This window comes from Clostridium sp. AM22-11AC, assembly GCF_003473545.1.
Taxonomy (GTDB): Bacteria; Bacillota; Clostridia; order Lachnospirales; family Lachnospiraceae; genus Enterocloster.
In genome coordinates, this window is record NZ_QUCM01000011.1 from 30,360 (window position 1) to 43,770 (window position 13,411).

The window sequence follows — 13,411 nt, forward strand, 5'->3', positions numbered from 1 at the left end:
GCTGTTGGTCATATAGTGCACAGACCATAACTATTACTTAAAAAATGATACTTCATACCCGCTGTCTTGTCAATTGGCAAACCTTTGGGTATAATAGTCATAACTAACTGCAGATCAAATCCAAAAGAGGTGTATACAAACATGAATCCAATGAATTTTCTTGCTTTAAAACCATCCTGGGAAAAATTTCGGACCAATCACCCGAAAATGATCTCCTTTGTGAAAACAGCTTCCAGGGAAAGCTTTTTAGATGAAGGCAGTCTGATCGAGATCAAGGTCACCAACAGCAGCGGAAAAACCATGGCTGCCAATATCCGTGTGAAAAAAGATGATATTGAGTTTTTAGGAGGCTTAAAAAATGCGCTGGAGAAGTAATTTCCCCGGCGTATTTTTTAATATTTTTTCTTACATTTTTTTACATTTTAATGAAATGTATATATTCTTTGATTTTTATATGGTAAAATTCAGATACAAAATATTATTTTACTTGAAGCTGCCAGTTGGATATCACGGCAGTGTCAGAAAGGAGTTCCTATGTTAGAACTGATCCTCTATTTTGGTCCTGTTATCCTGGTTGTCCTTCTGGTGCTTCTTATTATAACCCAGGGATACGTAAAAGCTCCACCGGATCACGCCTATATTATCTCCGGTCTCAGAAAAGAGCCCCGGGTGCTGGTAGGCCGCGCCGGTCTGAAACTGCCTTTCTTTGAGCAGCTTGATAAGCTTTATCTTGGCCAGATCACCGTTGACATTAAAACAGATGAGTACATTCCTACTAATGATTTTATCAATGTTATGGTGGACGCTGTTGCAAAGGTACGCGTGGCAGATGACCCGGCCATGTTAAAACTGGCTATGCGAAATTTCTTAAATAAGAATTCTGCCAAGATCGCCGCTGATCTGCAGGACTCTCTTCAGGGTAATATGCGAGAGATCATCGGTACGTTGACTCTGCGTGCGATCAATACAGACCGTGACTCTTTCTCAGATCAGGTTATGGCAAAGGCTTCTAAGGATATGGAGAAGCTGGGAATTGAGATCCTTTCCTGCAATATCCAGAATGTAACAGATGAACATGGCCTGATCCAGGATCTTGGTATGGATAATACTTCTAAGATCCGCAAGGACGCTTCCATTGCAAAGGCGGAGGCAGAACGTGATATTGCCATTGCCCAGGCTGCTGCAGATAAGGCTTCCAATGAGGCAAGAGTTCTTGCAGAAACAGAGATCGCCCAGAAAAATAATGAACTGGCTATTAAAAAGGCTGAATTGCAGAAAGCTTCTGACACGAAAAAGGCTGAAGCAGATGCTGCTTACGAGATCCAGAAACAGGAACAGCAAAAGACCATCCAGGCAGCTACTGTAAATGCCCAGATTGCCAAAGCTGAACGTGAAGCTGAACTGCGCAAACAGGAAGTTGCTGTACAGCAGCAGGCATTGGAAGCTGAGATCAATAAGAAAGCGGATGCTGACCGTTATGCCATTGAGCAGGCTGCTGCCGCTGACCTGACCCGCCGCCAGAGAGAAGCAGAAGCAAAGAAATACGAACAGGAAAAGGAAGCAGAAGCACGAAAGGCCCAGGCGGAAGCACAGAAATACGCTATGCTCCAGGAAGCAGAAGGTATCCGGGCGAGAGGTGAAGCAGAAGCTGCCGCTATCCAGGCAAAGGCTTTAGCAGAAGCAGAAGGTATGGAAAAGAAAGCCCAGGCTTACCAGAAGTACAACCACGCTGCTATGGCAGAAATGATGATGAAAGTCCTTCCTGAAATTGCCGGAAAGATCGCAGAACCATTATCCCAGATCGACAAGATCACCATTATCGGCGGTGGAAATGGGTCTGATGACGGTGTTGGCAACGTTGCAGGCAATGTGCCTGTGGTTATGGCAAAGCTGTTTGAGTCCATGAAAGAGGCTACAGGCGTTGACCTGGCTGAGATCATGAAAGCAGATACATATGATGCCAAGGTGACCAGGAATATTAACCTGAACGGGGCAGAGGATGCCTTGAAGCAGGTGATCGCTGCTGATACAGCTCCCGCTGACAAACCTGTTGCTGAAACAGATCCTGAGATTGCTAAGACTTCTGAGATTACTGAATAAAATATACGGGCGGCTGCACTTTATAATGCGGCCGCCCATTTTTTATGCCTGCTTTTATAAATTATTTTTCCTCATATTCTTCGGAGTCCTCAGGATCATGTTCTTCTGAGCTGACCGGTTCCGGCTCTTTTCGAAATTCTTCGTCTGACTCTTCCTGAATATTTTCTTTAAAAGCTTCATCTTCCTGATCTGATCTTAACTTCCATCGAAGGATCACCCTGAACAGGTCTCCTTCTACCTCTATCTTCATGGTGCCGCCCTGGACTTCGGTAAAGCTTCTTGCAATGGCAAGACCAAGACCGGAGCCTTCTGTATTTCTGGACGCATCCCCTCTTACAAAACGTTCTGTCAGCTCTTCCGGTGAAATCTTCAGTTCTTCTGCGGAGATGTTTCGCAATGTTACCTGTACATATTCTCCGTCTTTTTCTGCCTTAATATAGGCTCTGGTGCCTTTCATGCCGTACTCGGTAATGTTCACCAGAAGGTTTTCAAAGATACGGCAGGTCTTCTGGCCGTCTAAGGATGCCGCCAGACGCTCATTTGGCAGGTCAAAGTGGAACTGGATGCCGCTGGCTTCTATTTTATCGGAAAGTTCAAAGCGTACCTGCTTTAACAGGCTGACTACATCTACTTCTTCCGGGTGAAGGACCACGGTACCGTTTGCCGCCTTGCTTACCTCAAACAGGTCCTCGATCAGCTCTTTTAAGCGCATGGATTTCTGGTCTAAGATCTGGATGTAGGAGTTTCGTTCTTCTTCGGTAATATTTTCCTGCTTTAACAGGTTTACATAAGTAATAATGGCAGTCAATGGTGTTTTTAAGTCGTGGGAAACATTGGTGATCAGCTCTGTTTTGGTCCGCTCACTTTTCACCTCTTTTTCCACTGCCTTTTTGAAGCCGTCCTGTACCTTAAACAGCTGGTTTTTAAATGGCTCAAAAATCCCTAAATCTTCCTCTTCTTTTACATCCAGGTTGCCCTCTGCCATTTCCTGAATACAGTTAAGGAGCTTGTGGTATTTTTCCTGTACTTTTCCCCAATATTTCTTTAAAAGGAAGAACAGTACCAGAGAATACAGTACTAATGCACCGATACCCCAGAACCACAGCAGTGAAATGCACGCAAGGATCACAAAGTTTGCAAGCACTGCCTTTCCTATGATCTTGCTGGAATTGCTTTCCCAGTCTGTCTGTGAAAACAGGTCCAGGCCAGTGCATACCCAGTGTTTGCAGAAACGTAAGAATTTTCCAAGCCAGGTGCGCTCTTTAAAGTAACACCATGGTCCCAAACTGAAGAAGGAACGGAAACTGGTGACTCCCCAGTAAAACATTCCGTAAATGACCACCCAGAACAGGAAATTGGCTGCAACGGCCAGGGCATTGGCCATAACCGGTAAAAAGCCTGCTTTTGCCAGCTCTGCCTGGAGAGTTCCCGCCATAAAGCTGCGTACTATATCTAACGGGATCTCCATATTTAAGAAAAGCAGCAGCCAGCCCACTCCGATAACGCAAAGAGGCTCAAGTGACCAGCTGAATATTTTCATTTTGACCACTTCCATTCCCGGGATAAAAGGGATAAGAAGTGCTGCCACCAGGACTGCCATGCTTACATATGCAACAACGGTGATAAATCCATGACCGCTTTGATAATCATAATTATCATAAGCATATGCATTCCGTGGCTTTTCCTCATTCCAGCTTCCAAGCTGAGTCGGCTGACACCGGAATTTAATGGTCATATTTTTCGGACCACTGAATTCCAGACCAGATCTGCGGTAGCTGTTATTAAGTCTTGCAGCCAGGGGATCATAAAACTCAAAACGGCCAATGGAACGGATCAGGCCTGAACAGTTGCTTTCAAGACCTGTTACACCTGACACAGTCAGTCTGCCATTTTCATCAAAATGTACGGTAAACTGAAGTTCATTGTCTGCTACTGTCCGGGAAAATATTTCCTCAGGAGCACTTACATTGCTGCGCAGGTAGCCGCCCTGTGGGTCCATGACCGCATAGGAGATACGTTCATTGTACTGGTTATAAAGATTATTCCAGCTGGTTCCCAGTTCATCGATCAGATCTGTTATTTCTTTTCTGAGAGCCGGAATGTCTTCTTCTGTTTCTGTAACATCTGCACCATAAACTTCTTCGTCTGTAACTTCTGCGTTCTCACTTTCATCTGTCTGCTGTTCTGAAAGGGATGGATCGGCTGCAGCCCCATCGGTCACTGCATCTGTATTTTCTGTGGCATCTGCACCGGCTGCTGTATGGTCCGTGTCCGGTGTTTCCGGCACATTCTGCGCATCTGTCGTATCCAGAATAGCCCCGGCCCCATCTCCTGTGAGAAATGTCTGGGAATAAGTAAGGATACCACCATTTTCTTCCTGTTTCTGCTGATGCCAGAGAACGTAGCTGAAATTCATCACCTGGGTGGTCAGATTTCCGAACCCGCCTGCTGCTTCTGTTTCCTGCCTGCGGTTCCTGCTGTTGAATTCTGCAGCTTTCTCTTCCATATAGGGATATAGCCCCACCGTAGCACCTGCCGCAATAAAAACCGTCAGTATCATGGCTATAATTCCCAGAATTTTCCAATTATGATTTTTCTTTACAACATTTCCGTTTGTAACATTTTCATTTCCAGCATTTTTCATTTCCAGATCATCATTGTTTTTCAAGTTTGTATCCAACACCCCACACCACCTTTATGTATTTCGGATCTTTTGGATCCACTTCGATTTTTTCACGGAGGTTGCGTATATGGACCATGACAGTATCTGTGTTGATGGCACGTTCGTTCCATACTCTTTCGTAGATCTCTTCTGCCGGGAAAACTCTTCCCGGATTGCGGATGAGAAGGAGAAGGATCTTGAATTCAATGGGAGTCACTTTTACATTTTTACCGTCTGCATTGACTTCCACTGTTTCCTCATTGACTTCCAGTCCGCCCACCTGGTGGATCTTTGGATTTTCCTTCTGCCCGGAATTTAACCGGTCTAAGAAACGGTGATATCTGCGCAGCTGGGAGTTGACTCTTGCCATCAGTTCCATGGGGGTAAATGGCTTTGTCACATAGTCATCTGCTCCTATGTTGAGTCCCAGGATCTTATCTACCTCTTCTGTCTTTGCCGAAAGGAAGATCACCGGAAAGTCATATTTTTCCCGCAGTTTCGCAGTCATGGTGATACCGTCCATTACCGGCATCATCACATCTACGATTGCCAGGTCGATAGGCCTTTCTTCCAGGATCTTTAAGCCTTCAAGGCCGTTTTCTGCCTGAAATACCTGGTATCCCTGGCTGCGCAGGAAAATTTCCACTCCCTGGCGTATTTCTTTGTCATCCTCTACTAAAAGGATACTGTCTCCGTTCATATACTCATTTCCTCCTTACGGTTTATATAGTAGCAATGAATTTGAAAGAGGCGCTTCATAAAAAATGAAAGTTTTTCTAAAGAATTATATCACAGTAGGGCTTCTCCCGCCAGTAGGCGGGGAGAATGCAAAAAAAGGACCACCCGGCGCGGCCCGCAGGCCACACCAGAGCAGTCCCTTTTTCACATTTTCCCAGATTTTTCCAAAATCCTGTTTTTAGAAACTCTTACAGGATATCCTGATGCATCAGATGCTTAATTCTCTCCTCATTCAGTCCCTTGATAACCTCAACTGCCATGCGGACGGTGCTTTCTACATCTTCGATAGCACAGAAATTATAGTGGCTGTGTACATAACGGCTTGGAATGCCAAGTACCAGGGTTGGTACGGCTTTTCCTGCAAGGCTGATCTTGCCTGCGTTGGTGCTGCCGCCTCTTCTTACTGCGTCCTGGTAGGTGATACCCATGGTATCGCCCAGTTCATGTGCATACTCTAAGAATGCAGGATTGGTAATATAACTCTTATCCATGCAGCGGATCTGTACGCCTTTATGCATGCCGCCCTGGGATTTTTCAGGGCTGTAGTAGAAGTCGTCTGCAGGAGAGCCCTCAAATACGATAGCCAGATCCGGCTGTACCTGTGCAGAGGTAACGGTCGCGCCTCTCATACCAACCTCTTCCTGGGAAGCGAATGCACCTACTACTTCTACTGCCAGGTCATCTTTTACTGCCTGTAATGCTCTTAATGTGTGGATGATGCAGGCACAGCCCATACGGTTGTCAAAGGCCTTGCCAAAGCATAATCCATGCTCTTCATCATACTCGAATGCAACTTCCGGAGCAGCCGGATCACCGATATTGATACCGAAGCTTTCCATTGCCTCTTTTTTGCTGCATGCGCCTACATCTAAGAACATTTCACGGATGTCAAGCGGTGCGCTCTTTTCTTTATCCGTCATAAAATGCACCGGACGGGAGGTGGTGATGCCCTTTACCAGCTTTCCGGCTCTGGTGCGTACCAGTAAGGTATGTGCCGGGATACTTGGCAAGTCCATTCCACCTAACATGATCAGGCTTAACAGACCATTTTCCATGATCCCCTGTACCATAAATCCGCACTCATCTGTATGGGCATCCAGCATCAGCACCGGCTTTTTTCCATTTGCATTTCCGCCGATTCTTGCGTATACATTATTCATGGCATCGTTGGTCAGGCTCATGCCTGTGCAGTGGTCCCTTACCGCCCTTACTACATCTTCCTCAAATCCGCTTGGGCCAAAGGCATTGGTCAGGTCCTTTAATACATTGATATCAATCATGTTCATATGTTCCTCTTACAAGAAGAGTTCCTCCTTCCATCATCTTACGGCCGCCTGCAATGACGGTATCTAAGGTTAAGTCATCTTTGATCAGCAGGATGTCTGCGTCAGCACCTGCCACGATATGCCCCTTTTTCTTCTCGATCTCCAGCGCTTTGGCAACATTGGATGTAAAATAGGTCAGTGCCTCAGCAAAGTCAAAGCCGCCTCTGGTAACTAAAGAACACATCTGTGCATACATATTTCCCACATCCGTAACACCGATCTCTTTTAACATGCCTGCTTCATCGTAGCTGGACCAGCTTCCCTGACCGTCAGAGCTGAAGGTAATGTGATCCATAGGAACATCTGCTGCCTTTGCCTCTTCAAGAAGTGCAGGCATTGGATCATGTCCGATGACCGGCTCGCCATTTACAAAGTCTTCACAGGTAATGTCAATATAACCGCCCATTTTTGCCAGCTTCAGTCCATCCAGATACAGTTCATGGTTGCGGCTCATATGAGTAGGCTGGAAGGTCTTTACAGGGATATCAGTTTCAGCCAGCGCCTCAAATACAGGCCCTAATTTTTTCTTTCCGCTTCCCATATGTAAAACGATAAATCCAGGCTTTCCGCCGATCATGCCTGCAGTACGCACATCACTTCCTAAACGGATCAGCTCATCTACTGAAATATTTGGCGCCCTGTGGTCAGAAAGCGCCAGCTTTAAGCCCATGATCTCGTCTACAAAGGCAATATCCTTCTTTACGCTTCCTGTTAAGGTCACCGGCGGATAGCCATAGGCACCGCAGAGAGCATAGGCAGTAATGCCTTCTTCCTTTAATGCCTTTACCTTTGCTAACAAATCCTCTACACTGCGGGACATATCATCGGTTCCAAGCAGTCCTAACACAGTGGTGATACCTGCCTTTAAAATAGAAGAAAGTTCGATCTGAGGTGTTCTTGTGTGGAAGCTTCCTTCTCCGCCGCCTCCTGTTACATGTACATGGCGGTCAATAAGACCAGGTGTTAAGCGCATTCCCTTTGCGTCGATGACCTGACAGCCGGTACCTCCTTCCAGGTTATCTCCTACTGCCTCGATCTTTCCTCCGCACACTAAAACATCCTTGATCCCAAGGTGTTCCGGTGCGTATACATCAGCCTGTTTCAATAATATCATGGTTATATTTTCTCCTAAATATATTATATGTTCTCTCGGAATCTTTCTGTACCTGATTTTGTGAGAAGATTTTTTGTCAGTTGTACCCAAATTTCTGAGGCGTACGCGGTGCGTACGTTGATGAAATTCGGGTGCGACTGGCGGAAAATCGGCCACAAAGGCAGGTGCAGGAAAGACTCCGAGAGGACATCCAAATTTTCCAGACGCAGCTGCGTCCGGACCGGATATCCATCTTTTACTTTTCTTTGTAGAAGTCCGGTACGACTTTTTCATGGTACTCTGCTGCCGCCTGACGAAGGCTTTCATCTAACAGCAGGTCAAGACCGGTCATTGCCAGTCCCTGTGCCCCCTTGATGCAGATCTCATCTGCAGCCGGTTCTGCTGCTGCTTTGGCATATTCTTTGGAATGTGCCGGGATTTCTTCATCTGTAATAGACAGATAATCATGGATCGCCGGGATCTTAATGGACACATTTCCAATGTCAGAAGAACCAAACAGCAGTTTCGGATCCGGCAGACACATGCCAACGCCTACGCGGGCCATATTTTCCTTAAAGTCTTCACAGATCGGCAGACATGGATAACGCTCTGCATAAATGGGTTCTGACTCGATCCGGACCTTTGCCCCTGTAAGGCTTTCTGCACGTTTTGCACAGCCGATGATCATGTTCTGAAGCTCATCAATACGCTTCATGGTAGCCGCACGGATACAGAACTCCGATTTGGAAAATCCCGGAATTACGTTAGAAGCAGTTCCGCCCTCTAAAATAACACCGTTTACATTGTCCTCTGTTTCAAATAACGGACGCAGCATATCGATCTGGTTAAACACGCTGATAGCCGCTGTCAGGGCATTGATGCCAGTTGCCGGTGCAGAGGAATGGGCAGACTGTCCTGTAAAGGAAATGGTAAGACTTCCGGAAGCTCTTCCGTTCCGGTTAATATAGTTCCTGCTTTCACCGCCACAGGTGGGATGGATCATCAGTGCAAAATCCACTCCATCAAAGCCGCCCCGTTCCAGCATAATAGCCTTTCCGGCACCTCCTTCTTCTGCAGGAGTTCCAATGATCCTTACTTCTCCTGCAATTCCCATTTCCACAAATATTTTTGCCAGAGAAGCAAATGCACCGGAAGCACAGGTGGCGATCACATTGTGGCCGCAGCCATGTCCTACGCCTCTTAAAGCATCATATTCTGCCAAAAACGCCACTACCGGGCCTTTTCCTGTTCCTTTTTTCACTGCCTTAAAGGATGTTGGAAGGTCACAATAATCTCTTTCTGTTTCAAATCCCTGTTTTTCCAGAAAATCACATATTTTAGCAGATGATTTAAACTCCTGAAAACCGATCTCCGGTTCATCATGGATGCTATGGGAAAGTTCGATCAGCTGCGGTCTTAACCGTTCTGCTTCCTCACAGATCTTTTTCTTCCATTCATCCACAGAAATCCCTTTTATTTCTGTCATGATCCACACCTCCAAAAAATAAAATGTGTATACAAAAAGCTGCAGACGTATCCAAATGGCGCCTGCAGCCTTACTTAATTACAGCTTAAAGCAGATGACAAGCAGCCATATGTCCTGGTTCTACTTCACGCAGCACCGGCTTTTCCTGACGGCAGCGGTCGGTAGCATATGGGCATCGGTCGCTGAAATAACAGCCCTTTGGAAGGTTTACAGGGCTTGGGATCTCTCCCTTTGCATCAATTCCCTGAACCAGCGGCTTTTCGCCTACAGTAGGAACTGCTGCAAACAGCACCTTGGTATACGGATGTACCGGATTGGTGAAAAGGGTGTGTTTATCTCCCATTTCCACAATACTTCCCAGATACATAACGCCCAGTCTGTCACTGATGTGGCGTACAACTGATAAGTCATGTGCAATAAACAGATAAGAGAAATTAAATTCATCTTTCAGATCCATTAACAGGTTTAAGATCTGGGCCTGAATGGATACGTCCAGAGCGGATACCGGCTCATCGGCAATGATGAACTCCGGATTTACAGCTAAGGCTCTTGCAATACCAATACGCTGTCTCTGTCCGCCGGAGAACTGATGAGGATATCTTCCAGCCTGCTCCGGTCTTAAACCAACACGGGCTAAAATACTCATGCAGCGTTCTCTTGCTTCTTCTTTGGTCTTTGCAATGCCATGGAACAGAAGAGGTTCCATAATGATGTCAGCAACTCTCTGTCTCGGATTTAAGGATGCATAAGGATCCTGGAAGATCATCTGCATGCTCTTGCGGTAAGGAAGAAGCTCATTTGGTCCTAAGTGGCTGATATCTTTTCCTTTATAGAGTACCTGTCCGGAGGTTGGCTCCAGGAGGCGAATAACGGTTCTTGCTGTAGTAGATTTACCGCAGCCGCTTTCTCCTACCAGACTGAAAACTTCCCCTTTTTTAATCTCAAAGCTTACATCATTTACAGCGTGAACTACTTTATCTTCTTTTACAAGCTTTCCCTTTTCAAAACGAAGGGACTGCAGGAGGCCTTTTGTAAGGTGGAACTCCTGACATACATTTTTTACTTCAATGAGAGTCTTGGATGTTTCCATTTATGCTTCCTCCTGTTCTTTTTTCTTTAACAGTGGGAAGTGACATGCAGCCATATGGCCCGGTCCCACTTCCTGCATCTGCGGCTTTTCATGGCGGCAGATCTCCTGGCAGTATTTACATCTTGGTGCAAAATAACAGCCTTCCGGCAGCTCAAACATATTTGGAACCATACCAGGAATATAGTCCAGACGGTCTCTGTCCTCATACAGCTTTGGAATAGAATTTAAAAGTCCCTCAGTGTATGGATGTGCATTATGATAAATAATATCCTCTGTTTTTCCGGTCTCTACCAGTTTTCCACAGTACATAACATTGATCTTGTCAACCATCTGGGATACAACTGCCAGGTCATGAGTGATCAGCATCAGAGAGGTATTATGCTCCTTCACCAGCTTTTTCATAAGCTTTAATATCTGTTCCTGAATGGTAACATCCAGGGCAGTAGTAGGCTCATCTGCGATCAGCAGCTTCGGATTAGTAGCCAGTGCAATGGCAATGATAACACGCTGGCGCATACCACCGGAAAACTGGTTTGGATATTCTTTTAAGCGTTCTTCCGGATTTGGGATGCCTACTGCATGGAGCAGCTCAATACAGCGCTCTCTTCTCTGCGCCTTGTTCATCTGTGGCTCATGAAGGATCAGCACTTCTTCCATCTGTCTCTGGATGGTATAAAGAGGATTTAAAGATGTCATAGGATCCTGGAATACCATGGAAATGTCTTTTCCACGGATCTTTGACATATCTCTTTCACTGATCTTTGCCAGGTCTTTTCCATCAAACATGATATGGTCTGCATCTACCACACCTGGATCTTCTACCAGCTTTAAGATAGAGAAACTGGTAACAGACTTTCCGCTTCCGGACTCACCTACGATACCTAAGATCTCACCTTCTTTTAAGCTGAAGCTTACATTATCTACTGCTTTTACCACGCCCTTGAAGGTGTGGAAATATGTTTTTAATCCCTGTACGTCTAATAATACTTTATCTTCCATACCGCACCTCCTATTTCAGATTCGGGTTCAGCTCATCTCTTAAGAAGTCACCTAAAAGATTGATACCGAATACGATCAGCATGATATACAGACCTGGGAACACAGATGCCCACCACAGGCCTGAGAACAATACATCAAAACCAGTTTTTACAAGCAGTCCCAAAGAAGGCTGTGTGATCGGCACACCAACACCTAAAAAGCTTAAGGTTGCCTCTGTCAGGATAAAGCTTCCGATCTGGATAGTTGCTAAAACGATAATGGAATTGATAACGTTTGGAAGTACATGTTTTATAATGATAATGCGGTTTGGAAGGCCGATGGTACGTGCTGCTTCCACATATTCCATTTTTTTAACGGAAAGTGTTTCACCGCGGACTGTTCTTGCATAAGTTACCCAGCCTACCATAGTCAGGGCGATGAGCAGTTTTCCCACGCCCCGTCCAAATACGGACATGATGAATAATGCGATCAGCATTGATGGGAAAGACAGCTGTACATCTGCAATACGCATGATAACAGCATCTACTTTGCCGCCAAAATATCCTGCTAACAGTCCCAGTGTGGTACCTATGGCACAGGAGCAGATCATGCCTACCAGACCGATCATAATGGAACTTGCACTACCATAGATAATGGCACTTAAAATATCACGGCCCTGTTCATCACTTCCCAGAAAAAATCCGGCTTTTCCGCCGTCTAACCATACAGGTGGAAGATAAGAATCTGCCAGACTGATGGCAGTCAGGTCGTATGGGTTCTGCGGAGCCAGGAAACGTCCAAATACTGCAACCAGGATTGCAACTACCACCAGGATACTTCCGATGATGGCTGGAATATTGTGTTTATAGTGATAGAAAAACTCAGACTTTAAAAAGTTTTTCCACCATCCTGTTTTTTCAATGGTTACTTTCTCTTCCATGTTCATCACCTCAATTCAATTCTAGGATCAATGAGTGTATATAAAATATCAACAATAAAGTTCAGCACCACAAACATGCAGGCTGCTGCCATCAGATAAGCCACGATAATAGGTCTGTCTGATTTATTAATAGCATCAATAAGCAGCTTGCCCATGCCAGGCCATGCAAAAATGGTCTCTGTAATGGTGGTGAACGCGATCATATTTCCCAGATCCATACCAAAAATAGTAACAACCGGGATCAGCGCATTCTTTAAAGCATGTCCAAAAAGAATGGACTTGGCAGGAACACCTTTTGCTCTTGCAAACTTAATATAATCCTGACGCATATTTTCCAGGATACCGGAACGGGTCAGTCGAAGCATGGTAGCCACATTGGTCAGAGCCAGTGTTATTGCCGGAAGAATGACATAACGGATACCACCGGGAGCAAAAATGCTTAAAGCTACATTTCCCACCATTACCGTATTTCCACGGCCAGAAGCCGGAAGCAGTCTTAAAACAACTGCAAAAATGTAGATCATCATCATGCCAACCCAGAAGGAAGGAAGAGAAATACCTAAAATAGAACCTGACATAATGAGCTTGCTGCTGGCTCTCTTAGGATAAGCACCTGCATATACACCTAAAGGAATGGCAATACACAGTACAAGACAGGCTGCAACAGCAACTAATTCAAGAGTCGCTGGCATACGTTCAAAGATCAGATCCATGGCAGGTTTTCCATATATATAAGATTTACCAAAATTGCCGTGAAGCACATCTCTGATAAAAATACCATACTGAACGGGAAGGGGCTTATCAAGTCCCAATCTGGCTCTTGCAGATTCGATCTGTTCAAGGGTTGCATTTTCCGGTACCAGCATATCAACTGGGTCACCGATAAAGTTGGTCAGCAGAAATACGAGAAGAGATACTATAAAAAGTACCACGATCATCTGCGCAAACCGTTTTACAACATACTTTATCATAAAATCTTACCTCCTGTTATCATCAGAG

The 13,411-nt window shown here is 45.4% G+C and carries 11 protein-coding genes; 2 read left to right on the forward strand and 9 right to left on the reverse strand.

Annotation, left to right across the window (positions count from 1 at the left end; all coding sequences use genetic code 11):
* Positions 1 to 141: 141 nt before the first annotated feature.
* Both DW251_RS10985 and DW251_RS10995 read left to right on the forward strand, forming a co-directional pair.
* Positions 142 to 375, forward strand: a complete 234-nt coding sequence (locus DW251_RS10985; RefSeq protein ID WP_021870658.1) for a hypothetical protein — start codon at positions 142 to 144, stop codon at positions 373 to 375.
* Between the two features lie 159 nt (positions 376 to 534).
* Positions 535 to 2,100: a flotillin family protein gene (locus DW251_RS10995; RefSeq protein ID WP_118301130.1), complete on the forward strand. Its 1,566-nt coding sequence runs from the start codon at positions 535 to 537 to the stop codon at positions 2,098 to 2,100.
* 61 nt (positions 2,101 to 2,161) lie between these two features.
* Here the strand turns inward: DW251_RS10995 and DW251_RS11000 are convergent, their stop codons facing one another.
* The 9 genes from DW251_RS11000 to DW251_RS11040 form a co-directional block, all read right to left on the reverse strand.
* A complete protein-coding gene (locus DW251_RS11000; RefSeq protein WP_243034930.1) occupies positions 2,162 to 4,783 on the reverse strand; it encodes a histidine kinase dimerization/phospho-acceptor domain-containing protein in 2,622 nt (873 codons plus the stop codon).
* Positions 4,755 to 5,462, reverse strand: a complete 708-nt coding sequence (locus DW251_RS11005; protein WP_118301132.1) for a response regulator transcription factor — start codon at positions 5,460 to 5,462, stop codon at positions 4,755 to 4,757. Before DW251_RS11005 ends, DW251_RS11000 begins: the two co-directional genes overlap by 29 nt.
* Positions 5,463 to 5,688: 226 nt before the next feature.
* The gene (locus DW251_RS11010) at positions 5,689 to 6,786 is read right to left on the reverse strand and encodes a M20/M25/M40 family metallo-hydrolase (RefSeq protein ID WP_347474655.1); all 1,098 of its coding nucleotides are present in this window, start codon (positions 6,784 to 6,786) and stop codon (positions 5,689 to 5,691) included.
* Positions 6,773 to 7,939 (reverse strand): beta-aspartyl-peptidase, encoded by a 1,167-nt coding sequence (gene iadA / locus DW251_RS11015; protein WP_118301134.1) that lies wholly within the window; start codon positions 7,937 to 7,939, stop codon positions 6,773 to 6,775. The genes DW251_RS11010 and iadA overlap by 14 nt, the downstream gene beginning before the upstream one ends.
* A 235-nt stretch (positions 7,940 to 8,174) precedes the next feature.
* Complete coding sequence (locus DW251_RS11020; protein ID WP_118301136.1) at positions 8,175 to 9,404, reverse strand: M20 family metallopeptidase; 1,230 nt, start codon at positions 9,402 to 9,404, stop codon at positions 8,175 to 8,177.
* Between the two features lie 85 nt (positions 9,405 to 9,489).
* Complete coding sequence (locus tag DW251_RS11025) at positions 9,490 to 10,494, reverse strand: oligopeptide/dipeptide ABC transporter ATP-binding protein (RefSeq protein ID WP_021868879.1); 1,005 nt, start codon at positions 10,492 to 10,494, stop codon at positions 9,490 to 9,492.
* Positions 10,495 to 11,493: an ABC transporter ATP-binding protein gene (locus DW251_RS11030; RefSeq protein WP_021868880.1), complete on the reverse strand. Its 999-nt coding sequence runs from the start codon at positions 11,491 to 11,493 to the stop codon at positions 10,495 to 10,497. It lies immediately after the preceding gene.
* Positions 11,494 to 11,503: 10 nt separating this feature from the next.
* A complete protein-coding gene (locus DW251_RS11035; RefSeq protein ID WP_021868881.1) occupies positions 11,504 to 12,412 on the reverse strand; it encodes an ABC transporter permease in 909 nt (302 codons plus the stop codon).
* Positions 12,413 to 12,417: 5 nt separating this feature from the next.
* The gene (locus DW251_RS11040; RefSeq protein WP_021868882.1) at positions 12,418 to 13,383 is read right to left on the reverse strand and encodes an ABC transporter permease; all 966 of its coding nucleotides are present in this window, start codon (positions 13,381 to 13,383) and stop codon (positions 12,418 to 12,420) included.
* Between the last annotated feature and the right edge of the window lie 28 nt (positions 13,384 to 13,411).